The sequence below is a fragment of the Clostridiales bacterium genome, from assembly GCA_017569285.1.
Lineage (GTDB): Bacteria > Bacillota > Clostridia > Christensenellales > Aristaeellaceae > Aristaeella.
Genome location: CP069419.1, coordinates 876,394 through 900,906 on the forward strand (window position 1 = coordinate 876,394; position 24,513 = coordinate 900,906).

Here is a 24,513-nt window from a genome sequence, read left to right on the forward strand (position 1 = left end):
ACAACGAATTTCTGTATAATGGACAAGGTTTGTGTCGTCTGAACACGCCAGCCAAATAATGTCAGGGATCATACCCTGAGAGAAGAGGTAAAGACATGAAGAAACTGTTTGCTCTGATCCTGGCCCTGGGCCTGCTGTTCTCTTTCGCGATGGCGGAAGACGCCACTCTTGAACTGAGCTGGGACAACGTCTCCGAAGAAACCAAGGCTCTTGGTTCCTTCTACCCGATCGATATGCAGGAGTCCGGAAAGCTCATCTACTGGGTTCCGCAGAACATGGCTGCGCAGGATACTTCCGCGATTGAAGCGGTAGGTCTTGTGGCTGCTTTCGCTACAGCTGATGGTGAATACACCATTTCCGTGTATGGTCTGACGGTCGCTGATGGCTGGCAGGCGTATGTTGCCGGACAGGGCATCACCGAAGAAAATGCGAAGCAGTTCACCACCAACGGCATCTACGCGATCGGTTTCGAGCAGGAAGAGCAGGGAATCGACATGGTGATTATTCCCGTTACCGATACTTCCGTGCTCGTATATGCCTTCACTCCCCTGAACGGTGATGAGGAATGGGATGAAGTCAAGGGTGCGATCGTTTCTTCCATTCAGCTGGCTGAATAATTGAAGCAAGGGAGTTTTCCCGATGGAAAACCGGGGCAGCAGTTGCTGCCCCGGTTTTTCTGCGTTTTGGATGGGATTCATCCATGCCGGATGGAACCCGTAACGGCTTCAATCAGCGTGCACAGGCGTTCCCCGCTCTGCCGGGCTTTTGCCAGGACTGCCTCATGGGAATGAGCTTTCTTTGCGATCCCGGTCGCCATATTCGTAATGCAGGAAAGGCCCAGCACTTTCATTCCCAGATATCGGGCCGCGGTCGCTTCCGGTACCGTGGACATGCCGATCGCATCCGCCCCCAGCGTCCTGAACGCCCGGATTTCCGCCGCGGTCTCATACATCGGTCCGGGAAACAGGGCATATACCCCCTCCTTCAGGGGGATTTCCAGTGCTTCCGCCTGTTCCTTTGCCGCCCGGCGCAGGTCCGGGCTGTATACCTCTGTCATATCAGGGAACCGCGGCCCGAAGCGTTCATCGTTCGGTCCGATCAGCGGGTTGTTCCCCGTCAGGTTGATATGGTCCGTAATCAGCATCAGGTCCCCGGGTGTAAAGCTTTCGTTGATCCCGCCGCATGCATTGGTTACTATCAGGACCTGGGCGCCCATCTCATGCAGCACAAACAGGGGAAAGGTCACCTGCTTCATGGAATGTCCTTCATAGAAGTGGAACCGCCCGCACATGAGCACCACTTCCCGTCCGCCCAGCGTTCCGAAAATCATCCGGGCCGCATGGCCGGCCACGCTGGACACCGGAAATCCGGGAATCTCCGCATAGGGGATGGTATCCGCATCCTGGACCCTGTCCATCAGGGCATCCAGCCCGCTGCCGAGGATAATGCAGGTTTCCGGCCGGTGTGCAGTCCTTCCGCGCAGGAATTCCGCCGCATTGGTCACGTCTTCATAAAAAGCCATATTCAGCCTCCAAAAAGAAGACTGCTTTACTCAGCAGTCTTCGGTGCTTCTTCATCCGGTCCCATTCCATTGGTTGACAATGGTCCAACCCGGTAATTGAATACAATATTGCTGTTCGGATAGCTTCTGTAAAATACGCGCTTTACGCGTTCCAGGACCATTCCGCCGGTGTTGTAGTTTACCGTCGGAAGCAGCAGTGCAAAGATGGTCGGGGCAAACCGTGTAATTGTATCACCCTTGCGCAGGTTCTTCCGAAGGATTTCCATCAGGCCGGTCATGATATTGTCCAGCCGCATGCTGTCAATTTCCTTGTCATTATAGGGGGATATCATGATGATCGCAAGGAACATGCTGGCGCCGAGGCGTTCCAGGTTTCGCATCTGCAGGTTGAATATTTCTTTGAACACAGTATATTCACACACAAACGCGCCGCGCCGTTCCCCGCTTTCACGAAGCTCGTTTCGGATAGATTCCAGGTTGAAGTCCAGCGTCTTTCCGGCAGAAACGATCTGTTTGTAGAATTCCTGGAGGTCTTCGCTCGGCTGGACACCCAGGTACCGGTAATTCAGCTGCACCACGTGCTTGTACTGCACCAGTGCTTCACCGGTCCGGTTGATCTTGATCAGGGCGGACATCAGCTCCATATGCAGCCGGTCATCAAATGAGTCAACATCCAGCGCCCGCCGGCATACACTGACAATATCCGCATACTGGGCTTTGCTTTTCAGCAGTTCGATATAGGCATAGATCGCGGCGATGAATTTGTTGTGCAGCGTGGTTGCCTTGGCCAGTGCCCATTCATTCTGTTCGCTGTGCTGCATCAGGTCGCCCTGGTATTTTTCCAGCAGGAGGTTGTACAGTGTCCGCTGTTCGGTAACCGGAACGTTGTTCTCACTCAGCCGGTTGAAGATCGCTTCAATCTCATACAGGTCAATGGTCATGCCTTCGATGCATTCCCAGTGATATGCGCCGCGGTCGGAAACAATGCACGCGCCCAAGGCCGGATCAATCTGGTTCAACAGCACGCGCAGCCGGGAAACAAGTGTCTTGAGTGCGTTTTCCGGATTGGTGCTTTTGTCCTCATCCCACAGGGCATTCAGCAGCCGCTGGTTCGGCACCGGTTCTCCCTCATTCAGGATCAGGTATTGAATCAGCGCGGCGCCTTTCTTGGATTTAGCAGCCAGGTGATCCGTTTTTTTCTCATCGATATAGATGAGAAAATGATCCATCATCTGGATCCGAATGGTCTCGGCCACAAAACAACCTCCTTGCTGCACTGATTTCAATTCATATATTAGTTACATTTTATCAGCGTTTTTCAGCTTTGACAAGTATTTTTTTGTTCAGATGTATCGATCCATGTAATTACGTCGAAAAAGCATAAAGACCCATACGCTTTGAATCGCATGCAAGGAAAAAGTTACTGCAGCACAAATGGTACTGTTTGGTTTGTCATTAACAATACAACCCGGTATTCCAGTTGCTTTTCCATTTCCGTAAACGTGTAACTTTATTCAGTTTCATTCCCGGCCCCGGATCATTCAATTATGCAAATCCATCCGTTTTTGCTCACAATTCACAATCCACATCCGGATTCCATACTGTCAGGTACTTGGCATCTGCACTTTCTGGTGGATCTGTTTCCCGGCATCATTGACATATATTCCTTCCAAAAATATAATAACGTCTGTCCGGATCATACCGGACAGACGCAGTTGTCAGGAAACGGGCGAGCGTGACCATAAGCCGGGTTCTGTATTGGACGATCATCTATCCAGGCCGTACGTTACCGCACGGCTCAAGCGATTGCGGAGGACGCGGCGGGCCGCCGGCTTGCCTCCATTGCATCTTGCACCGGGTGGGGTTTACAGCAGGAAACAGTTACCTGATTCCTGGGTGAGCTCTTACCTCGCCTTTCCATCCTTACTGCCCGAAGGCAGCGGTTTATTTCTGTTGCACTCTCCTTGGAGTCGCCTCCACCGGCCGTTAGCCGGCACCCTTGCCCTCTGGTGCCCGGACTTTCCTCATGCCGCATGGGCACGCGATCGTCTGTTCACCTCGCTCCGGATCCGATTCTACCCCGAAAGGCTGTGATTGTCAATGACCGTCCGGGCCAATGACCTGCATAACGATTCTCCCCGCGGTTCCATCATTCCCGCGGGAAATACGGCGACCGGCCTGCTGAAGCTGATCGCCCTGGCCTTCATGCTGATCGACCACAGCGGGAAAGTCCTGTTCAGCAACTGTCAGGAGATGCGTATCCTCGGGCGGATTGCGTTTCCGATCTATGTATGGTGCATGATCGTCGGATTCTGGCGTACGCGCAGTGTTCTGAAATACCTGCTGCGGATTCTGGTCGTCGGTGCGGTTTCCCAGCCGCTGTATGCCCTGGCGCTGGACGATAACGGCCATATCGGCGAGCTGATCCTGCAATTCACAACCCCTCTTGCTTCCGGCTTTACCTGGGCCGGACTCTGGCAGGTGATTTCCAAAATATATGAAGATCCCAATATTTTCCTCACGCTTTTCCTGGGACTGGCTGCCCTGTGGGGTATCCGTGAAAAGAAATGCCTGAGCTTCATCTGGGCACCGGCTGCCGCCATCCTGCTCGCCACCGTGCTGAAAACGGACTACGGCTGGCGCGGAATCGTATTCATGATCCTGCTTTATTCCGTGCGCGGAAGCCGTGCCGGCATCGCAGCGGTCATGGTCGCCTTCTTCCTTTACTGGGGCACGGGATACAGCATCACCTCAAGGCTCTTCGGCTGGTCGTTCCGCATAGCTGACCTGCCCCCCGCGGTCGCCCAGCCGCTCAGTGCCCTGATGCGGATGGAAACGTATGCCCTGATGTCCCTGCCGTTCATCCTGTGCCGTTTCCGTCGGGATGTACGCCTGCCGAAATGGCTTGGCTACGGGCTTTATCCTGCCCACCTGGTGCTGCTGATCATACTTAAACTCCTCGTTTTCCATTGAAAAATCAGTTGACACCCCATGCCATTAATGATATAATCTGTTGCTGTCAGCGGAAAGACCACACTGCCCGCTGTGCGCCATAGAGTTCGGATTGCCGTCCATTGGTTTTGCGCCTGTAGCTCAGCCGGATAGAGCAACGGCCTTCTAAGCCGTGGGCCGGGGGTTCGAATCCCTCCAGGCGCGCCAGATATGGTGGGTATAGCGTAGTTGGTTAACGCGCCAGATTGTGGCTCTGGAGACCGTGGGTTCGAGTCCCACTACTCACCCCATTTTTCCCTGATAAAGCGTCATGCTGGCAGATTACCTACGTTGGGGTGTAGCCAAGTGGTAAGGCACGGGACTTTGACTCCCGCATTCGTAGGTTCGAGCCCTGCCACCCCAGCTTTTTGACCCATTAGCTCAGTTGGCAGAGCACTTGACTTTTAATCAAGGTGTCTGGAGTTCGAATCTCCAATGGGTCACTTTTCTGCTCGCCGGGTCTGCTGCGCGGGCGTGGCGGAATGGCAGACGCGCCAGACTTAGGATCTGGTGTCGCAAGGCGTAAGAGTTCGAGTCTCTTCGTCCGCACAAGGTTTCCTTTATCCCGGTGAGGAGCATGCGGTAGTAGCTCAGTTGGTAGAGTGCCACCTTGCCAAGGTGGATGTCGCGGGTCCGAGTCCCGTCTACCGCTCCATTTGCGGGTGTAGCTCAATGGTAGAGCTCCAGCCTTCCAAGCTGGTCACGTGGGTTCGATTCCCATCACCCGCTCTTTTTTGTACCTAAATATGAAGAGGGACTGTGAGAAATCACAGTCCCTCTTCCTGTTTGTCTTCCGGCAGGGCAAACCAGAACACGGTTCCTCCCTCCGGTGGGGTTTCCGCGCCGTACGGCGCATGGTGGTTCTCCAGGATCCCCCGGCAGATGTTCAGCCCCAGTCCGCTGCCGATCACAGCGCGCTTGTGGTTTTCGCGGCTGCGGTAATACCGGTCCCAGATAAAGGGGAGCTCTTCAGGCGGAATTCCTTCCCCGCTGTCCGCAATGGTGATGCGGATCATCCCGTCCTTCCGCTCCTGGCGGATCCGCACCGTCTTGTCCGCGCCTGTATATGTCAGCGCGTTTCCGGCCAGGTTGTAGATCACCTGGCTGATCCGTCCGCTGTCTGCATTCACAAAGGCGTCCCCGGCTGCCTCAAAGGTCACGGTATACCCTTCCACCGCGGTCATGCGGCTGATCCGTTCCACAATCTTCCGGATCAGTTCTGTCAGGTTGAACCGGGTCATGGTCAGCTCCAGGCTTCCGGTCCGCAGCCGGCTGAAGTCCAGCACTTCATTGACCATGGTGGAAAGCCGTTCCGTCTCGTCGATGATGATCTGCATATTCTCCGGGGTAATCTCATCCGGAATATCCCGCATGGCCTCTGCGTATCCCTCAATCATGGTCAGCGGCGTCCGGAGGTCATGGGAAATATTCGCGATCAGTTCCCGCTGCAGGTCCTCCACCTTCCGCAGGTCCTCCGCGGTCTGAACCAGCGTATCATTCAGCTCGGCAATTTCGCGGTATCCGCCGCTGTGGGGAGGCCGCTGGTATCTGGCCCGGCTCAGCTCCCGGGCCGCCTCATTGGTCTCGATAATCGGCTCAGAGATGCTCCTGGACATCGTATAGCCCACCATTCCGGTTGCCAGCAGGATCGCGGCTACAATCAGCACAAACTGCCACCGCATCACCTCGTCCAGGCGCACCATGCTGACGCCGGCCGTTCCCTCTGGCAGCGGATTTCCGTCCTGTTCCGTGCCCTGCACTACCATGATCGATGCCGGCGGCCGGGCAATGCCGTCCGGTGCGCGGAAGACGTAGAAGAACATGGCATTCTGCAGCAGCCATACCATGGAGATGAAAAACCCGGCCAGCACCAGCAGGTAGACCAGGATTTTCCGGCGGATTCCGATCCGCCCGGCCAGGAAGGTCTCCCGGAAAGCCAGGGATCCCCGCTTATTCCTTTTCAAAGCGATACCCCACCCCTCTGAGCGTGGTGATCCGGTCCGCATACCTGCCCAGCTGCCGGCGCAGCAGCTTGATGTGCGTGTCCAGCGTGCGGTCATCGCCGAAGAAGTCGTATCCCCAGACGTCGCTGATCAGCTTTTCCCGGCTCAGGGCGATTCCCCGGTTCCGGACCATGTAGAACAGCAGGTCATATTCCTTCGGGCTCAGGTCCAGCTCCTGCCCGTCCACCGTCACGCGGCGTGCCGTGAAGTTCACCGTCAGCCCGTCGATTGTTACGGTTTCTTCGGTTGTCTTGTCACTTCCGCTGCGTTTCAGCACCGCCCCGACCCGCATCATCAGTTCCTTCGGGGAGAAGGGCTTGACCACATAATCGTCAATTCCAAGCTCAAAGCCGTGGATCCGGTCATATTCCTCTCCGCGGGCGGACAGCATGATCACGGGCGTATCGCTGTGTTTCCGGATCTCCCGTACGGCAGAAAAACCGTCCAGTTCCGGCATCATCACGTCCATGATGATCAGGTCATACCGGCGTTCCCGGCACATGGTCACCGCCTGCATGCCGTCCTCAGCCTCATCGGTTTCATACCCTTCAAAGGAAGCATACTTGGCAATCAGTGCCCGGATCCGTTTCTCATCATCCACGATCAGCAGTTTCATGGGTACCCCCTGTTATTGTTCCGTCGGTTTCTGGATATAGGCACTCACCAGCTGCAGGTCTCCGCCGTCATCCAGGAATTTGTCAATAGCTGCCTGCAGCTGTTCATTGAACTCTTCCAGGCAGAGTCCGTTTTCCATAATATAGGTTGCCGCCGGAATTCCCACATACCGCAGGTGCCACGGCTCATAGTTGATCTCTGTTACGTCTTCCTTGTCCGCCGGATAGCGGATCACAAAGCCATACTCCTGGCAGTGCTCCGCCATCCAGATACACTCTGGCTCCTTCCCCATCTTGCCGTTCATGGATTTATCCCGCCAGGAGCGCGGTACCACGTCACAGCCGAGCCCGGTCTGGTGGTCGCTGGCTCCCGGCTTGGATACCCATCCGTCATCCTTGCCCTTGTTCTTCTTCAGCCGGTTGTAATACATCGTGTTCTGCGTCTGGTAGGAGCGGTAGGCACTCTTCAGGTACAGGTTGTAACCGTCCTCCCGTGCCCCGTCTGCCATGGCAATCAGGGCCTGCGCACACGTTTCGTTCAGTTCCATGCCCTTGGAAACCACATACATATCCCCGCTCTTTTTGCTTCCGTCCTTGTTCAGGGACATACTTTTGATTTTCACCAGCGGTTTGCATACGAATTTGGAATCCAGCAGGTAGTGCTTGTTCGCCAGCACCACAAAATCCGGCTCCATATCCTCCAGCGCAACCGGGAAATCCCATACTGCGTCCCCGTACACAGTCGCGTCCAGGTCGATGATCTCAATGATTTCCTCAATTTCCAGGTCGCTGTCCGCAATCGCGGCCGGTATCAGCAGCATCAGCGCAAGCACCGCGCAAAGCAGTCTTTTCATTCTTCCTCCTTCAGCAGGTCCGCGATCAGGTTCATCCGGTGCTGGATCAGCCATGTTTCCAGCGGAACATCCGCTTCATGGATCTCCTGTGCCAGCTTCTTCCCGACGTAGCGGAAATGCCATGGCTCATACTTGTATCCCGTTATATCCTCCCAGGTTTCCCCGTAGCGCAGGATGAAGCCGAAGCGCCAGCAGTTTTCCGCCACCCATTTTCCGCCGACCGTATTGCGGAATTTCTCATTCAGCGCGGCGGCATTCTTCTGCCCAACGTCCATGGCCAGTCCGGTTTGGTGCTCGCTGGCTCCGGGCGGTGCCACATATTCCTGGGCTTTTGCCTCGTTGTGCTTTACGCTGACCAGTTTCCGGTGGTAGATGTTGTACTGGGACCGGTAGGCCCGATATCCGCTTACGGAGATTAGGGTCATCCCCGTCTCTTCCTTGCAGGCGGCGTACATTTCCTCCAGGGCTTCCGCAGCGTCATCCCGCATCCGGCGTACGGATCCCGGCACCTGCGCTTCCCGCAGGTTGTCCGGTTCGAAGCCTTCGGAAACCATCCACTGGCGGTTTACCAGGAACAGGTTCCCGCGGGGATTGTTCTGCGGTGCTGCCGTGTCCAGCGGCACGGAAAGCAGCATCAGGCCGGCTACCGCCATGGATACCAGTTGACTCAAAAGGCTCATCTTCCGTCTCCTTCTTTGTTCACGTCACGGTCCAGGCGTTTCAGCGCCTCTGCCCGGATCCCCGGTGTCAGCCGGTACCGGGTGGGATCAAATTCCGGCGCTTCTTCCTTCATCCGGAAAATACCGAATTTGATCGGCACCCCCAGGTCCGTAAACTTCCGTTCATGCTCCGATATATAGTTCGGAGCAAAGCCGGCTGCGTGCAGGTCATGTGTCAGGTACCGGATTTCAAATCCGCAGAGGTCCAGGTAAACCAGTGAATCCTGGAACAGGGTGTCATCGTCCGTCTTGAACCAGATCTCCCCGCCCGGCTTCAGGATCTCGCGGTACTGCATCAGCTGGCGCGGATGCGTCAGCCGCCGCTTTGCATGTTTGGGATGTTCCGTCCACGGGTTGCAGAAGTGAATATAGATTCTTTCCGCTCCGTCTTCCGGCCCGAATACCCGTCCGATAAAGCAGATATCCGTGCGGATGATCTGGATGTTCCCGGGGTTTTCCCCGCAGGCGGCGATGATGTTCCGCCGGGCGGTACCCAGCACGTCCGGGCTCATATCGCAGACAGCGTAATTGATATCCGGGTTGTCCGCGACCATTGCCGCGGTGCTGACGCCCTTGCCGCATCCCATTTCCAGGTGCAGCGGCCTTTCCGGTGCCGCAAAGCGCTGCCGCCAGGCATTCCGGTATTCTTCTCCGCCGTTTGTGTAGAACGGGCAGGCATCGAGCTCGGGCCTGGCCCATTTCTTGGTCCGCATGTGCATCCGGGTTCACTTCTCCAGTTCTTTTTCTTTCCGCGGCTGTCCCGGTTCCGGCATCGGAACCCGATAAACAACCATATTCCTTATTCTCCGTGCATATCCTTCAATCCTGCCTGCGGCTTTTCCGGCTTGAACCCGCCTTCTTCTTCCGATATAATAGACAACGGTTTTTGAACCGGATCCATTCCATTTCAGGAAAGGCATTTTCATGAAGAACAGATCAATTCAGGGCAGTCTGCTCCTCCTGCTGGGCGCCGTTGTCTGGGGAGCCGCTTTTGTGGCCCAGCGTGCCGGCATGGATCATATGCCTCCGTTTGCTTTCTCCGGTATCCGGATGCTGCTCGGCTTTACCGTCCTGTACCCGTTTTCCCGGATCACCCGCCGGAAGACGATGACCGTCGGAAACCCCACTGCCTTCCGTGCCCTGCAATGGAAAAGCGGCCTCCTGTGCGGTTTCTTCCTGTTCCTGGCCACCTCGCTGCAGCAGGTCGGCCTGGTGTCCACCGGTGCCGGCAAAGCCGGGTTTATTACCGCGCTGTATGTGGTGCTTGTTCCCGTCGCGGGACTGCTGCTTTTCCGGGCCAACCCCGGCCGGCTGGTCTGGATCGGGGTGGCGCTGGCGGTCGCAGCGCTCTGGCTGCTGTGCGTGCCGCCGGAAGGGTTTGTCGTTGAAACCGGCGACCTCCTGCTGGTCGGCTGTGCGGTCTGCTTTACTGCCCAGATCCTCTGTGTGGACCGTTTTGCCCCGCGGGTGGACGGAGTCACGCTGGCCCGGGATGAATTCCTGGTTACCGGCATCCTGTCCATGATCGTCTCCCTCTGTACGGAAACGGTCACCCTGGAAGGGATTGCGGAAGCGCTGATTCCGATCCTGTATACCGGCATATTCTCCTGCGGTGTCGGCTACACCCTGCAGGTGCTCGGCCAGCAGCGGGTCAACCCGACGGTTGCCTCATTGATCATGTGCCTGGAGTCCGTCTTTGCGGTGCTCACCGGCGCGCTGATTCTCGGGGAAGTGATGTCCGGCCGCGAGCTGGCCGGCTGCGCGCTGATGTTCACCGCCGTCATCCTGGCCCAGCTTTCCCCCTTCCTTTTCCGGAAGCGGAACGCCGGGTGAGATATTCACTTACATAAACAGGCCGCGCCGGAAATCCGGCGCGGCCTTCATTGTCTCCTGGAATTACTTCTTTTTCTTGGTGTCGGTAACCCAGTCGTAGTCCTTCATGTTCACGTTCAGGTGACGCGGCAGGCCTTCGACCATCATGGGAGTGTAGTGGCCCTGGATCAGGGGACGTACATAGTCCAGGAACTCTTCGGTCACATAGTTGCCTTCCTTGTTGATCCACTTCCGCGGAACAACCTTTTCGTCGTTGGCGATGCGGTGTACGTCGAACACGTGCGTGGTGCTCTGGTACGGATCATCGGAAACACGGTCGATAACGACCATCACGCCGGAAGAACCTTCGTCCGCCGCCTTGATGGTGGCGCCGCCGACGCTGAACGCTTCGTCAACGTCCACACGGCTGGCCATATGTGCGGCCGCCCGCTGCAGGGTGCTCAGTTCGATCGCGCGGGTCTTGCAGCCCAGTTCGCTCTGCACCAGCTGCGCCAGGTAGGAAGCGGTACCGGTCATCTGGATGTGGCCGAACGCATCGGTGGTGCTGGAGCCGGCAGTGTATTCGCAGACGTACTTGCCTTCAGGCGTCTTGATGCCTTCGGAAACGACGGCCACGATCACGTCCTTCTTCTCGAGCAGGTCCTTGATTGTCTGGACAAAGCCGGCGATGTCGAAAGCGACCTCAGGCAGGTAAATCAGGTCGGGGCCTTCGCAGTCTTCGCTGCGGCTCAGCCCGGCGGCGCCGGTCAGCCATCCGGCATTGCGGCCCATAACCTCGATGATGTTGACGTTCTTCTTCTTGTAGGAGAAGCCCATCGCGTCACGGATGATTTCCTTGGTGGAAGTGGCAATGTACTTGGCAGCGCTGCCGAAACCAGGGGTGTGGTCGGTGATCGCCAGGTCGTTGTCGATGGTCTTGGGGCAGCCGACGAACTTCTGCTTCGCTCCCACCAGCAGGGAGTAGTCATACAGCTTGCGGATGGTGTCCATGGAGTCGTTGCCGCCGATGTAGATGAACACTTCGATATCCAGCTTGTCCAGCAGCTCGAAGATCCGCTCGTAAACGGCCTTGTCTTCATGAATTTCCGGCAGCTTGTAGCGGCAGGTGCCCAGGAAGGCGGAAGGAGTCCGCTTCAGCAGTTCCAGGTCCAGCTCATTCTTGATGTGCTCGGACATATCAACGTACTGCTCATCCATGAAACCCTGGATGCCGTACCGCATGCCGTACACCTTGGTGAAGCCGCGCTCCATCGCAGTTTTGTACACGCCCGCCAGGCTGGAATTGATCACAGCGGTGGGACCTCCGGACTGACCAACAAGAACATTACCCTTCATTGTTTGTTTCTCCTCTTTCTCTCTTCATATATGTCAATTTCATTGACCCCTGTGTTGGATGCCGCTTATCCGCGGCGGATGATGCTGTCGCGTTCCGGGCCGACGGAGATCCAGCGGACAATCCGTCCCACAGAGCGCTCAATGCGGTTGACGTAGGCCTTGGCTTCCTCGGGCAGGTCCCACCAGTTCCGCACCCCGGAGATGTCGCATTTCCATCCCGGCATGGTTTCGATCACGGGTTCGCACTGGTCCAGCGCCGCCGGGAAGGGGAACTCATCGATCTCCTGCCCGTTCAGGCGGTATTTCACGCACAGCGGGATTTCATCCAGCGCGCTCAGGATATCCAGCTTCGTCAGAGCGATCTCCGTTGCGGTCTGTACCTGCACACCGTACCGGGTAGCCACCAGGTCGATCGGGCCGACCCGGTAGGGATGACCGTCCTTCTCGCTGAATTCGCCGCCCAGCTTCCGCAGCCGGTCCGCTTCCTCGCCGAAGAGCTCGCATACAAACGGTCCCTCTCCGAGGCAGGAGGAGTAGGCTTTCACCACGCCGATGGTCCGGTCGATCTGCGCGTCCGGAAGTCCGGCGCCGATCGGAGCATAGGCCACCACCGTGCTGGAGGAAGTGGTGTAAGGGTAGGTACCGAAATCCAGGTCCCGCAGGGCGCCCAGCTGCGCCTCGAACAGGATGCGCTTGTCATCCTTCTGCGCTTCGGACAGGTAGGCTCGCGTATCCCGGATGAACGGCTTGATCTTTTCGCAGCTGTTCTTCAGCCACTTTTCGATGTCTTCTTCGGATACCGGATCCGCGCCGTAAACGCCGGTCAGGATCAGGTTCTTCCACTCCCGCAGAGCATTCAGGTGCGCCTTCAGCCGTTCCGGATAGAATAGCTCGCCTGCCATCACCGTCTTCTTCTGGAACTTGTCTGAATAGAACGGCGCGATTCCCTGCTTGGTGGAGCCGAATTTCTTATCCTTCAGGCGGGCTTCCTCCAGCACGTCCAGTGTCCGGTGCCAGGGAAGCAGCAGCGACGCCCGGTCACTGATCATCAGGTTGTCCGGCGTCACATTGATGCCCTTGCTCTTTACATCCTTGATTTCCCGGAGCAGGCTCTCAGGATCCAGCGCCACGCCGTTGCCAAGCACGTTCATCACGCCCTTGCGGCATACGCCCGACGGGAGCAGGTGCAGCGCAAAGGTGCCCAGCTCGTTCTTGACGGTATGCCCGGCGTTTCCGCCGCCCTGGAACCGTACAACCACGTCAAAGTCTTCCGTCAGCAGGTCAACCATCCTGCCTTTTCCTTCGTCACCCCAGTTGATTCCGACAATTGCGGTACAAGCCATGGAAGTTCCTCCTTCCGGGTCGTTTCCAGAGCGCGTGCAATCATCTGCACGCTACCGTTCATTTTACCCCCTGCACCCGTTATTTGTCAATGCGCCGGGGACTTTCCGGACATGAAAAAAACGGGCTCTTTCATGATGCCATAAAAGAGCCCGCCGGGTGATCTGGAATTACTTCTTTTTCTTGGCAACGGCATCCTTCATGCCTTTGCCGGCCTTGAAAGCGGGAGCCTTCGTCGCGGCGATCTTGATCTTCTCGCCCGTGCGGGGATTCCGTCCGGTGCGGGCGCTGCGGGCGCGGGTCTCGAAGGTGCCGAATCCGGGCAGGATCACTTTGCCGTCCTTGACGATGCCGCCCACGATGGCGTCCAGGGTAGCAGTAACAACCTTCTGGGCTTCAACCTTGGTGATTTCCGCTTTGGAAGCAACGACTTCGACCAGTTCAGTTTTGTTCATGGAATAATCCTTCCTTTCCGGGCATTTCGCCCCTGATCATTGTTGCTTTTATTATACACCCTTTTGCCGAGCCCCGCAACCCCCTGTTTTCAAGCGTTTCAGCCGGTTTTATTCCCCGTAGGGGAAGATCTTCTCGATCGTGCCGTCCTCGTGGATGGTCAGTTCGGTGAATTTGACATTCCGGCGGTGGTTGATGCCGTTGGAAAGCTCGCAGTCATGGTAGAACAGGTACCACTTTCCGTTGTATTCCACGATGGAGTGATGCGTGGTCCAGCCCAGCACCGGCTCCATGATCCGTCCCTTGTAGGTGAAGGGGCCGTCCGGCCGGTCGCCTTCCGCGTACACCAGGTAATGCGTGGTACCCGTGGAATAGGACAGGTAGTACTTGCCGTTGAACTTGTGTATCCAGGGGCCTTCAAAATAGCGCCGTTCCTCGTCTTCGGCCTTCAGCGGCTCGCCGTTCTCGTCGAGGATCTGCAGATGCTTCGGCTCGGTTTTGAAATGCTTCATGTCCGCGTCCAGTTCGGCGAACATCGGTCCGATTGCGGGTTCCTTCCCTTCCGGCCGGTGCTCATCAGGATTGAAGGAACCGCTCTGCCACATCTCCAGCTGGCCGCCCCACAGGCCGCCGTAGTAGATATAGCTGCGCCCGTCGTCATCCACCAGCACGGCCGGGTCGATGCTGTAGCTGCCCGGGATATAGTTTTCTTCCGGGGTGAACGGGCCGGCGGGATCATCGGAAACTGCCACGCCGAGGCGGAAGATGCCGTCCTTGTCGCGTGCCGGGAAATACAGGTAGTACTTTCCGTTTTTGAACGCGGCGTCCGGGGCCCACATCTGCTTGCTCACCCACGGAACGTCCTTCATGTGCAGCGCACAGCCGTGGTCCACGCATTCCGCGTCCGGTCCGTCCATGGACAGGATATGGTAATCCTCCATCCGGTACTCATCCCCGTCATCGTTATCCTCGCCCTCATGCGGGATATCGTGGGAGGGATAGATGTAGATTTTTCCGTTGAATACATGGGCGGAGGGATCGGCTGTAAAGATGTGGCTCACCAGCGGTTTTCTTTCCTGACTCATCGCTTTCCGGTTCCTTTCGTTCCTGTTATTTGGCTTCCTTGGCTTCCCGGGATTCGTATTCCTCGAGTTTCCGGGAGAAATAGCTGACCTTCCAGGTCACCTTCTCCAGGTGCTTTTGCATTTCGGCAATCCGGGCAATCACATTCTCCCGGTGTTCCGTCAGCATGTTCACGCGTTCGCGCAGGGTATACTCCCCGGCCTGGGTCAGCTGCACAAACCGGGCAATCTCCTGCAGGGACATCCCCGTGTTCTTCAGGCAGCAGATCAGGCCGAGCGCCTCCAGGTCCTCGTCCGTGTACTGGCGGATGCCGCCCTGGCTCCGCTCGATGCTGTGAATCAGGCCTTCCTTCTCATAGTACCGCAGGGTGTGGGCGGTCAGGCCGGTTTTTCTGCTGACATCCTGGATTGAGTACATATGCGGCGCCTCCGATCCTCTTGACTTAGAGTAAACTTTAAGAACAGATAGATTATACGGTCTGTACCGCTGTATGTCAACCGCTTCCGGTCAATCGAAAAACCGGAAGAGGAACCTCTTCCGGTCATCAGGCTTACTTGTACAGGGGATACCCGGCCATCAGGTCTTCGACCTGCTTTTTCACTTCCGGCACGGCAGCTTCGCCTTCCCGCAGGATGCGGGCAATCCAGCCGGCAACCTTCTTCATTTCGGGCTCTTTCAGGCCGCGCGTGGTGGCCGCAGGGGTACCGACGCGGATACCGCTGGTCACGAAGGGGCTCCGGGTTTCATTCGGAACGGTGTTCTTGTTCACGGTGATGTTGGACGCCTCCAGCAGGGCTTCCATCTGCTTTCCGGTCATCTCGGTGCCGGTGAAGTCCAGCAGCAGCAGGTGGTTGTCCGTTCCGCCGGACACCATACGCACGCCTTCCTCGCGGAAAGCGTTTTCCAGTGCCTTGGCGTTCAGCACGATCTGGTGCTGGTAGGCTTTGAATTCATCAGACAGCGCTTCCTGGAAGGAAACGGCCTTCGCGGCAATCACATGTTCCAGCGGACCGCCCTGGGTTCCGGGGAAGATCGCCTTGTCAATCGCCTTCGCGTACTCTTCCCGGCAGAGGATCATACCGCCGCGGGGGCCGCGCAGGGTCTTGTGGGTTGTGGTGGTCACGAAATCCGCGTAAGGCACGGGGCTGGGATGCTCACCCGCGGCCACCAGGCCCGCGATGTGGGCCATATCCACCATCAGCATGGCGCCGACTTCATCGGCGATCTCACGCAGGGTTTTGAAGTCAATGATCCGGGGATAGGCGGACGCACCGGCCACAATCAGCTTCGGATTGTTTTCCTTCGCCAGGCGGCGTACTTCATCATAATCGATCATTTCCGTCTCAGCGGAAACACCGTATGGAACAAAGTTGAAATAGGAACCGCTCAGGTTCACCGGGCTTCCGTGGGTCAGGTGCCCGCCGTTGGACAGGCTCATGCCCATCACGGTGTCACCGGGCTTCAGCATTGCGAAGTACACGGCGGTGTTCGCCTGTGCGCCGCTGTGCGGCTGTACGTTCGCATGGTCGGCGCCGAACAGTTCGCAGGCCCGTTTCCGTGCCAGCTCTTCCACGATATCCACATATTCGCAGCCGCCGTAGTAGCGCTTTCCCGGATATCCTTCGGCGTATTTATTCGTCAGGCAGGTACCCATCGCCGCCATCACAGCCGGGGAAACGAAGTTCTCGCTGGCGATCAGTTCGATGTGGGTCCTCTGCCGGTTCAGTTCCAGTTCAATTGCCTCAGCCACCTGTGGATCCGCCTGGCGGATCAGTTCCAGTTCCATGTGCCCATACCCCCGTCAAAAGAATCAGCTTAGTATATCATATATCCCCGATCGCACAATGGCTGAAACATAAAAAAAGCAGCCCAAAAAACCCCTCCGCGCCGCGGAGGGGTTCGGGTTGGTTTATTTGCCCAGGTATGCTTTCCGGACGTCGTCATTCTGCAGCAGGTCCTGTGCATCGCCGGACATGGAAATGGTCCCGGTTTCCAGCACATACGCGCGGTTTGCGACGGACAGCGCCATCTGCGCGTTCTGTTCCACCAGCAGGATCGTCACGCCGGAAGAGTGCAGTTCCCGGATGATGTCGAAGATCTGGTCCACCAGGATCGGTGCAAGGCCCATCGACGGTTCATCCAGCATCATCAGTTTCGGCTTGCTCATCAGCGCGCGGCCCATGGCCAGCATCTGCTGCTCGCCGCCGGACAGCGTGCCGGCAATCTGCTTTTCGCGTTCCTTCAGCCGCGGGAAGAAGGAGTATACATGCTCCATGGATTCCTGCAGTTCTTCGTTCGGGCGGGAGAATCCGCCCATCACCAGGTTGTCCTTTACGGTCATCTGCTGGAAAATCCGCCGTCCTTCCGGGCACAGGCTCAGTCCCCGGTAAACCATTTTCGACGCGGGGATCCCGTCCACCGGCATTCCGGCAAAGGCGATGGACCCCTGCCGGGGCTTCAGCAGTCCCACAATGGTGTTCAGTGTGGTGGATTTTCCGGCGCCGTTGGCGCCGATCAGGGTCACAATTTCCCCCTCATTCACTTCCAGCGTGATCCCCTTGATCGCGTGGATCGCGCCGTAGTAGACGTGCAGGTTGTTGACCTTCAGCAGCGGAAGCTGGTTCTCGCTCATGCCTGCGCCTCCTTCTGTTTGCCCAGGTAGGCTTCAATCACCGCGGGGTTCCGCTGGATCTCGTCCGGCGTACCCTTGGCAATAATCCGGCCGAAGTTCAGCACACAGATGTCCTCGCAGATTCCCATCACCAGGTTCATGTCATGCTCAATCAGGAGGATCGCAATCTGGAACTGGTCGCGGATCCGGATGATGTTGTCCATCAGTTCTTCGGTCTCGTGCGGGTTCATGCCGGCGGCCGGCTCGTCCAGCAGCAGCAGCTTCGGATGCGTTGCCAGGGCGCGCACGATTTCCAGCCGGCGCTGTGCGCCGTAGGGCAGGCTGCCCGCCCGCATATCCGCCATCGAAGCCATATCGAAGATATTCAGCAGCTCCAGGGCTTCTTCATGCTGTTTCTTTTCCGCCTTCCAGTACTTCGGCATCCGCAGGATCCCGCTGAACATGCCGTACCGGATCTGGTTGTGCAGACCGATGCGCACGTTCTCTTCCACGGTCATGTTGTCAAACAGCCGGATATTCTGGAACGTCCGGGCAATGCCCGCCTTGTTGGCGTCAACGGTGGTCATGGAGCCCATGTCGCGCCCTTCCAGCATCATCGTGCCGCGCGTCGGCTGGTATACCCGCGTCAGCAGGTTGAACACCGTCGTCTTCCCGGCACCGTTCGGGCCGATCAGGCCGCCGATCTCCGTTTTGCCCATGATGACATTGAAATCATCCACAGCCTTCAGGCCGCCGAAATCAATCCCCAGGTGGCTGCACTCCAGCACCGGCATGGTGCCCAGGTCCCGTTCCGGGACGAATGCGCCGGAGGGATACGGCACCATCGGCGTCTGCTGTCTTCTCGTTTCGCTCATGCCTTCAGCGCCTCCTCTCCGTCCTGTTTCCGGCCGGGAATCAGCCTGCGCCACAGGCTCTTCACCGTCGGGTTGTTGCTCAGCAGCATCACCAGGATCAGCAGGACCGCATAGGCCAGCATCCGGTAATTCTGCAGGAAGCGCAGCCGCTCCGGCAGGATGGTCAGCGCCGTGGCCGCCACGATCGATCCGGGAATATTCCCGATGCCACCCAGCACCACGAATACCAGCACGTTGATGGATTCGTTGAAGCTGAACTTGGTCGGCACCAGCGTGGCCATGCTCAGTCCGTACAGCGCACCAGCCATGCCTGCCAGCACCGCGGCGGTTACAAAGGCCATCATCTTGTATTTGGTAATGCTGATTCCCATGGCTTCCGCCGCGATCCGGTTGTCCCGCGCGGCCATAATCGCGCGGCCGGACCGGGAGTTCACCAGGTTCAGCACCACAACCAGTGTCAGCATCACCAGGATAAACCCGGCGGTAAAAGTCGAGATCGCCTTCACCTTCACGGCGCCCATCGGGCCGTTCAGCAGCAGGGTTCCCGGCAGCGCACTGTTCAGGAAACCGAAATGCAGCGCCTTTCCGTCCACAGAGGCATAGACGCAGTTCATGACATTCTTGATGATTTCACCGAAGGCCAGCGTCACAATCGCCAGGTAGTCGCCCCGGAGCCGCAGCACGGGAATGCCGATCAACACGCCGAAAATGCCGGCAATCAGCCCGCCCGCAGCAATCGCGATCAGCAGCCGCAGCGTCGGATCCTGCATTTCAAATCCGTTCAGCAGCCAGCCCGATGTCACGATGCCGGTAAATGCGCCGATGCTCATGAATCCGGCATGGCCGAGGCTCAGCTCGCCGCTGATGCCGACCACCAGGTTCAGGGAGACCGCCATCACGATCCAGCTGCAGATCGGGATCAACTGGCCCTTCAGGGTGCGGGTAATCGTGTTGTTGTTGATCATGACCGTCAGGACGATAAACAGGGCGGTCAGCACACCGTAGGTGACGGCATTGGTAATCATCCGGGCTTTCTTCGTCTTCATGCCGCCCACCTCACACTTTCTCCCGTACGGGCTTTCCGAGCAGGCCGGTCGGCCGTACGAGCAGTACAATAATCAGCACCGCGAAAACGATCGCGTCGCCCAGTTCCGTGGAGATATATGCCTTGCCCAGGATCTCGATCACACCCAGCAGCACACCTCCCAGCATGGCGCCGGGGATCGATCCGATCCCGCCGAACACCGCGGCGGTAAATGCCTTGATGCCCGGCATGGAGCCGGTTGTCGGCTGGAGCATCGGATAGGAGGAGCACAGCAGCAGGCCTGCAATGGCCGCCAGTGCCGAGCCGATGGCAAACGTCACGGAGATCGTGGTGTTCACATTGATGCCCATCAGTTCCGCGGCGCCCTTGTCCTCCGATACGCAGCGCATGGCCTTGCCCGTGCGGCTGCGGGAAATAAACAGCGTCAGTGCCGACATGATCACAATATTGACCAGGATGGTGATCAGGGTCTCGCCCTTGATGATCAGTCTCCCGCCGAACAGGGAAATGGAGCCGATGTTCAGCATGTCCGGGAACACCTTCGGATTGGCGCCCCAGATCAGCAGCGCCGTATTCTGCAGCAGGTAGCTCATGCCGATGGCGGTAATGAGCACTGCCAGGCTGGTTGCCTGCCGGAGCGGTTTATACGCCAGCTTTTCAATCGTGATGCCCAGTGCCGTGCAGACGAGCATCGCGATCAGCAGCGATACCGGCAGCGGCATATTCCAGTACTGGGCGGCGCAGAAGGTAATGTACGCGCCGACCATGATGACGTCGCCATGGGCAAAGTTCAGCATCTTCGCGATTCCGTACACCATGGTATATCCCAGTGCGATAATCGCGTAGATGCTGCCCAGGCTGATTCCGTTCACCAGGTTGGACAGGAATATCATGCTTGTTCTCCTCCCCTGTCATGCCAATGGAAAAAACCTTTTTCCGCCTGTTTCCCTGCCGGAAAACAAGCAATCCGGTCCGGGAGAATCCCGGACCGGAAATGCAGCTGCAATAAATCAGTTGTCCAGTCCGACGTAAGCGCCGTCCTTGATCACCATGGCGGTAGGCACCTTGTCCACTTCGCCGTTGGCGCTCCAGCTCATGGTGCCGGTCAGGCCGGAAATCTTCAGTTCCTGCATGGCCTTGATCATGTTGTCGCAGATCGCTTCGGCCTTGTCACCGCTCTGGACACCGGCCTTCTGGGCCGCTTCCACCAGCGCGTACACGCAGTCATAGGCGTCCGCAGCAAACTGGTTGGGGATCTCGTTGTACAGTTCCTGGTACTTGGTCACGAACTTCACGGTCAGGTCATCCTTCGCGTCCGCGACGAAGGGGGTCAGCAGCATCACGCCTTCCGCCAGCTTCGTGTCGAAGCCTTCGAGGGTCAGGATGCCGTCCATGCCGTCCACGCCGAAGAAGGTGGGCGCATAGCCGATGCTGTTCGCAGCAATCAGGATCTGGGAAGCCGGCGTGTAGTAGATGGGCAGGAACACGAGGTCAGCGCCCTTGTTCTGCGCATCCGCCACCTGCACGGAGTAGTCGGTGGTTTCATCAGTGAATGTGGTGGTGGAAACGATCTCCAGGCCCAGTTCAGCGGCCTTTTCCACGAAGGTCTGGTAGATACCCGTGGAATAGGCGTCCGCATTGTTGTAGATCACGGCGATCTTGGTGCCCAGGTTCTTTTCCTTGATAACAGCGGCGGAAGCGGAGCCCTGGTTCGGGTCCGTGAAGCACAGCTGGTATACGTTATCCTTGTCCGCGGTCACGTCCGTGGAGGATGCGGAGGGAGTCAGCATGAAAACGCGCTCTTCGAACGCCTTGGCGCCGACAGCAATGCAGGGAGCGGTTGTCGTGGTGCCCACGATCATCTGTGCGCCCTTTTCCATAACGCTGTTGTACGCGTTCACGGCCTTCTCGGCATCGTGTGTGTCATCTTCGTTCAGCAGGACGATCTTGACGCCGTTATCCGCGGCAGTAATCTCGTCAGCAGCAATCTGCGCGCCCCGGTAGGTCGCCAGGCCGTATACGGCAGCGCCGCCGGTCTGCGGGCCGATGTGCGCAATGGTCAGTGTCAGTTCGGTCTTGGCTTCTTCAGCAGGCGCCGCCTCTTCAGCGGGAGCTTCCGTGGCAGCGGGGGCCTCGGTCGCAGCGGGTTTTGCTTCTTCCTTCTGGCAGCCGGTCATCACCAGACAAAGGATGGCAACAAGCACCAGGCACAGAATTTTCAGGGTGTTCTTCATCTTCTCTTCCTCCTTACTGGCTTATCATATTCGGCAGTCTTGCCTTACCGGATGCCTCATTATACTCGTTTTGATGCGTTTGGGATACCGCAGGGATGTACATTCCTTGTATTTCCGCCAAAAAACAAAAAACCGCGGCACTCAGATCGGGCAGCCCCGCAGCACATCTCTCTAACGCTTACTGCTGCTTCCGTCAGGACCTGACAGGGTTCACGCCGGGAGATCGCACAGGACCCGGTCTTCATCGCGCACGCGGCAACATTCAGTATATCCGGTTTTCCCTTGAATTGCAATGTTTCGGTAAATGTTTTTTCACTTTCTTTTTGGAAAAGTTGCCTTTTTGACCATTGACCTTCCGTTGTCCGCAAGAGTAAAATAAGCATGTTTTGGGAAACCATCGCGATACGGGAGGCAGGCAGTATGAAAATCGGTTTTGATCATGAACAGTATACCCGCATGCAGTCGGAGCGCATTATCCAGCGCATTGACGAGTTCGGCGGAAAGCTCTACCTGGAGCTGGGCGGCAAACTGTTTGATGACTACCATGCCAGCCGTGTCCTTCCCGGCTTCCAGCCGGACAGCAAAGTCCAGATGCTCCTGAAGCTCAAGGATAAGGAAGAAATCCTCATCGCAATCAATGCGGACGACATCGAAAAGAGCAAGGTCCGCGGCGATCTGGGCATCACCTACGACCTGGACACCCTCCGCCTGATCGACGCGTTCCGCGGCATCGGCCTGTATGTCGGGTCCGTCGTGCTCACCCGCTGGACCGGCCAGCAGGCGGCCGTCGCCTTCGAGCAGCGGCTGAATTCCCTGGGGATCAAAACCTACCGTCATTATCCCATCGAAGGGTATCCCACCGATGTGGAGCATATCGTCAGCGACGAGGGCTTCGGCCGCAATGATTACGTCGAGACCACCCGCCCGCTGGTGCTGGTCACGGCGCCCGGCCCCGGAAGCGGAAAAATGGCCACCTGCCTGTCCCAGCTGTATCAGGAAAACCGCCGCGGCATCAAGGCCGGCTATGCCAAGTTCGAAACCTTCCCTATCTGGAATCTCCCGCTCAAGCATCCGGTCAACGTAGCCTATGAGGCCGCCACTGCGGACCTGAGCGATGTGAATATGATCGACCCCTACCATCTCGAAGCGTACGGGATCACCACTGTCAACTACAACCGGGATATCGAGATTTTCCCGGTGCTCAACGCCCTCTTCGAGCACGTCTGGGGCAAGTCCCCCTACAAGAGCCCGACGGATATGGGCGTCAATATGGCCGGCATGTGCATCACGGATGACCAGGCCTGCCGCGAAGCGGCCGAGAAGGAAATCCTCCGCCGCTGGTATACCGCCCGCTGCCAGTTCCTACAGGGACATGCCGCACGTGAGGAAGCCGAGAAAATCCGCCTCCTGATGAACCACCTCAACCTGAGCGACAGCATCCGTCCCGTGATTGCGGCCGCCCGCACCCGTGCGGAGGACACCGGCAGTCCCGCCCTGGCGATTGAACTGCCGGACGGCGAAATCGTCACCGGCAAGACCACCAACCTGCTCGGCCCGTCCGCCGCCGTTATCCTGAACGCGGTCAAGCGCCTGGGCAATATTCCGAAGAATGTGCACCTGATCTCCCCGGAGGTCATCGGTCCTGTGCAGGATCTGAAGTGCAAGTACCTGGGCAATCATAACCCCCGCCTGCATTCCGATGAGGTCCTGGTCGCGCTCTCCGTTTCCGCCGCGTCCGACCCGAACGCCGCAAAAGCCCTGAGCATGCTGCCGCTGCTGAAAAACTGTGAAGCCCATTCCACGGTGATCCTCCCCGCGGTGGATGACAATACCTTCCGCCGCCTGGGCGTCAACCTCACCTGCGACCCGAGCTACCAGTCCCACAAGCTGTACCACAAATAATCCAGTCCGTGCTGATATGAAACGCGGCCGGGGGAAATCCCCCGGCCGCGTTCTGTTATACCTGCTCGGCGATTTCGAGCACCAGCTTTTCCGTCTTTTCCCATCCGAGGCATGGATCAGTAATCGACTGTCCGTAAACCCCGCCGCCGACCTTCTGGTTCCCGTCCACCAGGTAGCTTTCGATCATCAGGCCTTTTACCAGCTTTCGCAGCGACTCGTTGTACCGCCGGCTGTGCAGCACTTCCTTGGAGATCCGGATCTGCTCGATGTACTGCTTGCCGGAGTTCGCATGGTTCACATCCACCACCACCGCCGGATTCTGCAGCTCCCGTTCTTGGTAGAAATCCTTGATTCGGATCAGGTCTTCGTAGTGGTAGTTCGGCTGGGGTTGGCCATGCTTGTTGGTCGATCCGCGCAGGATGGCATGGGCGTAGGGATTGCCCTCGGAGCGCGCCTCCCATCCGCGGTAGATGAACGTATGTCCGTGCTGGGCCGCCTGGATGGCATTCAGCATCACCTGGAAATCGCCGCTGGTCGGGTTTTTCATGCCCACCGGCACCTCGATTCCGCTGGCCGTCAGCCGGTGCTGCTGGTCCTCCACGGACCGTGCGCCGACCGCCACATATCCCAGCATATCATCCAGGTACTTGTGGTTTTCCGGATACAGCATTTCATCGGCCGCCGCCATCCCGGTCTCTTGCAGCACCCGCATATGCAGCTTCCGGATCGCGATGATTCCCTTGAACATATCCGGTTTTTCGTCCGGATCCGGCTGGTGCAGCATGCCCTTGTAGCCTTCCCCCGTGGTACGCGGCTTGTTGGTGTAGATCCGCGGAACAATGAACAGCTTGTCCTTCACCTTTTCCGCCAGCTCACCCAGCCGCAGCACATATTCCATCACGCTGTCCTCATGATCCGCGCTGCACGGTCCGATCACCAGGATAAACCGGTCGTCCCGGCCGGCAAAAATGCTTTTCAGCTCGGCAATCCGCTTCTCCACTGTCCGGCTCATTTCCCCGGTCAGCGGGTACATTTCCTTAACCTCCATGGGGATGGCCAGTTTCCGTTCAAATATCATGTTCATGGGTTCCGCTCTCC

23 protein-coding genes, 7 tRNA genes and 2 other RNA genes are annotated in these 24,513 nt (G+C 57.7%); 11 read left to right on the forward strand and 21 right to left on the reverse strand.

What is annotated here, in order from left to right; genetic code table 11:
- Positions 1-95 precede the first annotated feature (95 nt).
- Complete coding sequence (locus JNO48_03785) at positions 96-617, forward strand: hypothetical protein (GenBank protein ID QTE69039.1); 522 nt, start codon at positions 96-98, stop codon at positions 615-617.
- 77 nt (positions 618-694) lie between these two features.
- Here the strand turns inward: JNO48_03785 and JNO48_03790 are convergent, their stop codons facing one another.
- The 3 genes from JNO48_03790 to rnpB all read right to left on the reverse strand — a co-directional run bounded on the left by JNO48_03790 (position 695) and on the right by rnpB (position 3,583).
- A complete protein-coding gene (locus tag JNO48_03790; GenBank protein ID QTE69040.1) occupies positions 695-1,522 on the reverse strand; it encodes a purine-nucleoside phosphorylase in 828 nt (275 codons plus the stop codon).
- A 26-nt stretch (positions 1,523-1,548) separates the two neighbouring features.
- Positions 1,549-2,778: a winged helix-turn-helix domain-containing protein gene (locus tag JNO48_03795; GenBank protein ID QTE69041.1), complete on the reverse strand. Its 1,230-nt coding sequence runs from the start codon at positions 2,776-2,778 to the stop codon at positions 1,549-1,551.
- Between the two features lie 470 nt (positions 2,779-3,248).
- Positions 3,249-3,583: RNase P RNA component class A (gene rnpB / locus JNO48_03800), an RNA gene on the reverse strand.
- A 33-nt stretch (positions 3,584-3,616) separates the two neighbouring features.
- Between rnpB and JNO48_03805 the strand changes: the two genes are divergently transcribed.
- The 8 genes from JNO48_03805 to JNO48_03840 all read left to right on the forward strand — a co-directional run bounded on the left by JNO48_03805 (position 3,617) and on the right by JNO48_03840 (position 5,242).
- Complete coding sequence (locus JNO48_03805) at positions 3,617-4,495, forward strand: hypothetical protein (protein QTE69042.1); 879 nt, start codon at positions 3,617-3,619, stop codon at positions 4,493-4,495.
- Positions 4,496-4,604: 109 nt separating this feature from the next.
- Positions 4,605-4,681 (forward strand) — tRNA-Arg (locus tag JNO48_03810).
- 6 nt (positions 4,682-4,687) lie between these two features.
- Positions 4,688-4,764 (forward strand) — tRNA-His (locus JNO48_03815).
- A gap of 41 nt (positions 4,765-4,805) precedes the next feature.
- A tRNA-Gln gene (locus tag JNO48_03820) sits at positions 4,806-4,877 on the forward strand.
- Positions 4,878-4,883: 6 nt separating this feature from the next.
- Positions 4,884-4,956 (forward strand) — tRNA-Lys (locus JNO48_03825).
- Positions 4,957-4,981: 25 nt separating this feature from the next.
- Positions 4,982-5,062: transfer RNA gene (locus tag JNO48_03830), tRNA-Leu, on the forward strand.
- A gap of 30 nt (positions 5,063-5,092) precedes the next feature.
- Positions 5,093-5,168, forward strand: a tRNA-Gly gene (locus tag JNO48_03835).
- Between the two features lie 3 nt (positions 5,169-5,171).
- Positions 5,172-5,242 (forward strand) — tRNA-Gly (locus JNO48_03840).
- A 38-nt stretch (positions 5,243-5,280) separates the two neighbouring features.
- Here the strand turns inward: JNO48_03840 and JNO48_03845 are convergent.
- From JNO48_03845 to trmB, 5 genes are read right to left on the reverse strand one after another with little or no spacing between them, the layout of a single operon-like run.
- Entirely contained in the window at positions 5,281-6,477 is a 1,197-nt protein-coding gene (locus JNO48_03845) for a HAMP domain-containing histidine kinase (protein QTE69043.1), read from the reverse strand.
- On the reverse strand, positions 6,464-7,132 hold the full coding sequence (locus JNO48_03850; GenBank protein QTE69044.1) for a response regulator transcription factor: 669 nt from the start codon (positions 7,130-7,132) through the stop codon (positions 6,464-6,466). The genes JNO48_03845 and JNO48_03850 overlap by 14 nt, the downstream gene beginning before the upstream one ends.
- Before the next feature lie 12 nt (positions 7,133-7,144).
- The gene (locus tag JNO48_03855) at positions 7,145-7,984 is read right to left on the reverse strand and encodes a M15 family metallopeptidase (protein ID QTE69045.1); all 840 of its coding nucleotides are present in this window, start codon (positions 7,982-7,984) and stop codon (positions 7,145-7,147) included.
- On the reverse strand, positions 7,981-8,664 hold the full coding sequence (locus tag JNO48_03860; protein QTE69046.1) for a M15 family metallopeptidase: 684 nt from the start codon (positions 8,662-8,664) through the stop codon (positions 7,981-7,983). Before JNO48_03860 ends, JNO48_03855 begins: the two co-directional genes overlap by 4 nt.
- Positions 8,661-9,422 carry a tRNA (guanosine(46)-N7)-methyltransferase TrmB gene (gene trmB / locus JNO48_03865; protein QTE69047.1) on the reverse strand — a complete coding sequence of 254 codons (762 nt, stop codon included), beginning with the start codon at positions 9,420-9,422 and terminating at the stop codon, positions 8,661-8,663. Before trmB ends, JNO48_03860 begins: the two co-directional genes overlap by 4 nt.
- A 205-nt stretch (positions 9,423-9,627) precedes the next feature.
- Between trmB and JNO48_03870 the strand changes: the two genes are divergently transcribed.
- Complete coding sequence (locus tag JNO48_03870) at positions 9,628-10,536, forward strand: DMT family transporter (GenBank protein ID QTE69048.1); 909 nt, start codon at positions 9,628-9,630, stop codon at positions 10,534-10,536.
- Positions 10,537-10,599: 63 nt separating this feature from the next.
- Here JNO48_03870 and JNO48_03875 read toward each other — a convergent pair whose 3' ends face one another.
- From JNO48_03875 to ffs, 12 genes are all read right to left on the reverse strand, one after another.
- Positions 10,600-11,871, reverse strand: a complete 1,272-nt coding sequence (locus tag JNO48_03875; protein ID QTE69049.1) for a 6-phosphofructokinase — start codon at positions 11,869-11,871, stop codon at positions 10,600-10,602.
- Between the two features lie 65 nt (positions 11,872-11,936).
- Positions 11,937-13,214 carry an adenylosuccinate synthase gene (locus tag JNO48_03880; protein QTE69050.1) on the reverse strand — a complete coding sequence of 426 codons (1,278 nt, stop codon included), beginning with the start codon at positions 13,212-13,214 and terminating at the stop codon, positions 11,937-11,939.
- 168 nt (positions 13,215-13,382) lie between these two features.
- Positions 13,383-13,667, reverse strand: coding sequence for an HU family DNA-binding protein (locus JNO48_03885; GenBank protein ID QTE69051.1), 285 nt, complete (start codon positions 13,665-13,667; stop codon positions 13,383-13,385).
- A gap of 108 nt (positions 13,668-13,775) precedes the next feature.
- Complete coding sequence (locus JNO48_03890; GenBank protein ID QTE69052.1) at positions 13,776-14,750, reverse strand: glycoside hydrolase family 43 protein; 975 nt, start codon at positions 14,748-14,750, stop codon at positions 13,776-13,778.
- 25 nt (positions 14,751-14,775) lie between these two features.
- Complete coding sequence (locus JNO48_03895; GenBank protein ID QTE69053.1) at positions 14,776-15,165, reverse strand: MerR family transcriptional regulator; 390 nt, start codon at positions 15,163-15,165, stop codon at positions 14,776-14,778.
- Between the two features lie 133 nt (positions 15,166-15,298).
- Positions 15,299-16,534 carry a serine hydroxymethyltransferase gene (locus JNO48_03900; GenBank protein ID QTE69054.1) on the reverse strand — a complete coding sequence of 412 codons (1,236 nt, stop codon included), beginning with the start codon at positions 16,532-16,534 and terminating at the stop codon, positions 15,299-15,301.
- Between the two features lie 123 nt (positions 16,535-16,657).
- A complete protein-coding gene (locus JNO48_03905; protein ID QTE69055.1) occupies positions 16,658-17,380 on the reverse strand; it encodes an ABC transporter ATP-binding protein in 723 nt (240 codons plus the stop codon).
- Positions 17,377-18,234 carry an ABC transporter ATP-binding protein gene (locus tag JNO48_03910; GenBank protein ID QTE69056.1) on the reverse strand — a complete coding sequence of 286 codons (858 nt, stop codon included), beginning with the start codon at positions 18,232-18,234 and terminating at the stop codon, positions 17,377-17,379. Before JNO48_03910 ends, JNO48_03905 begins: the two co-directional genes overlap by 4 nt.
- Complete coding sequence (locus tag JNO48_03915; GenBank protein QTE69057.1) at positions 18,231-19,280, reverse strand: branched-chain amino acid ABC transporter permease; 1,050 nt, start codon at positions 19,278-19,280, stop codon at positions 18,231-18,233. Before JNO48_03915 ends, JNO48_03910 begins: the two co-directional genes overlap by 4 nt.
- A gap of 10 nt (positions 19,281-19,290) precedes the next feature.
- On the reverse strand, positions 19,291-20,172 hold the full coding sequence (locus JNO48_03920) for a branched-chain amino acid ABC transporter permease (protein ID QTE69058.1): 882 nt from the start codon (positions 20,170-20,172) through the stop codon (positions 19,291-19,293).
- Between the two features lie 117 nt (positions 20,173-20,289).
- Positions 20,290-21,513, reverse strand: a complete 1,224-nt coding sequence (locus tag JNO48_03925) for an ABC transporter substrate-binding protein (GenBank protein ID QTE69059.1) — start codon at positions 21,511-21,513, stop codon at positions 20,290-20,292.
- Positions 21,514-21,654: 141 nt separating this feature from the next.
- Positions 21,655-21,753, reverse strand: an RNA gene (gene ffs / locus JNO48_03930) — signal recognition particle sRNA small type.
- A gap of 180 nt (positions 21,754-21,933) precedes the next feature.
- Between ffs and JNO48_03935 the strand changes: the two genes are divergently transcribed.
- Entirely contained in the window at positions 21,934-23,415 is a 1,482-nt protein-coding gene (locus JNO48_03935) for a DUF1846 domain-containing protein (protein QTE69060.1), read from the forward strand.
- A 55-nt stretch (positions 23,416-23,470) separates the two neighbouring features.
- Here JNO48_03935 and JNO48_03940 read toward each other — a convergent pair whose 3' ends face one another.
- The gene (locus JNO48_03940; GenBank protein QTE69061.1) at positions 23,471-24,499 is read right to left on the reverse strand and encodes a 3-deoxy-7-phosphoheptulonate synthase; all 1,029 of its coding nucleotides are present in this window, start codon (positions 24,497-24,499) and stop codon (positions 23,471-23,473) included.
- Positions 24,500-24,513: the final 14 nt, after the last annotated feature.

Coding starts and splice junctions, on each gene's coding strand:
- JNO48_03785 (QTE69039.1), top strand. CDS start 96: ATGAAGAAACTGTTTGCTCTGATCCTGGCCCTGGGCCTGCTGTTCTCT.
- JNO48_03790 (QTE69040.1), bottom strand. CDS start 1,522: ATGGCTTTTTATGAAGACGTGACCAATGCGGCGGAATTCCTGCGCGGA.
- JNO48_03850 (QTE69044.1), bottom strand. CDS start 7,132: ATGAAACTGCTGATCGTGGATGATGAGAAACGGATCCGGGCACTGATT.
- JNO48_03855 (QTE69045.1), bottom strand. CDS start 7,984: ATGAAAAGACTGCTTTGCGCGGTGCTTGCGCTGATGCTGCTGATACCG.
- JNO48_03860 (QTE69046.1), bottom strand. CDS start 8,664: ATGAGCCTTTTGAGTCAACTGGTATCCATGGCGGTAGCCGGCCTGATG.
- trmB (QTE69047.1), bottom strand. CDS start 9,422: ATGCACATGCGGACCAAGAAATGGGCCAGGCCCGAGCTCGATGCCTGC.
- JNO48_03870 (QTE69048.1), top strand. CDS start 9,628: ATGAAGAACAGATCAATTCAGGGCAGTCTGCTCCTCCTGCTGGGCGCC.
- JNO48_03875 (QTE69049.1), bottom strand. CDS start 11,871: ATGAAGGGTAATGTTCTTGTTGGTCAGTCCGGAGGTCCCACCGCTGTG.
- JNO48_03880 (QTE69050.1), bottom strand. CDS start 13,214: ATGGCTTGTACCGCAATTGTCGGAATCAACTGGGGTGACGAAGGAAAA.
- JNO48_03885 (QTE69051.1), bottom strand. CDS start 13,667: ATGAACAAAACTGAACTGGTCGAAGTCGTTGCTTCCAAAGCGGAAATC.
- JNO48_03890 (QTE69052.1), bottom strand. CDS start 14,750: ATGAGTCAGGAAAGAAAACCGCTGGTGAGCCACATCTTTACAGCCGAT.
- JNO48_03895 (QTE69053.1), bottom strand. CDS start 15,165: ATGTACTCAATCCAGGATGTCAGCAGAAAAACCGGCCTGACCGCCCAC.
- JNO48_03900 (QTE69054.1), bottom strand. CDS start 16,534: ATGGAACTGGAACTGATCCGCCAGGCGGATCCACAGGTGGCTGAGGCA.
- JNO48_03905 (QTE69055.1), bottom strand. CDS start 17,380: ATGAGCGAGAACCAGCTTCCGCTGCTGAAGGTCAACAACCTGCACGTC.
- JNO48_03910 (QTE69056.1), bottom strand. CDS start 18,234: ATGAGCGAAACGAGAAGACAGCAGACGCCGATGGTGCCGTATCCCTCC.
- JNO48_03915 (QTE69057.1), bottom strand. CDS start 19,280: ATGAAGACGAAGAAAGCCCGGATGATTACCAATGCCGTCACCTACGGT.
- JNO48_03920 (QTE69058.1), bottom strand. CDS start 20,172: ATGATATTCCTGTCCAACCTGGTGAACGGAATCAGCCTGGGCAGCATC.
- JNO48_03925 (QTE69059.1), bottom strand. CDS start 21,513: ATGAAGAACACCCTGAAAATTCTGTGCCTGGTGCTTGTTGCCATCCTT.
- JNO48_03935 (QTE69060.1), top strand. CDS start 21,934: ATGAAAATCGGTTTTGATCATGAACAGTATACCCGCATGCAGTCGGAG.
- JNO48_03940 (QTE69061.1), bottom strand. CDS start 24,499: ATGAACATGATATTTGAACGGAAACTGGCCATCCCCATGGAGGTTAAG.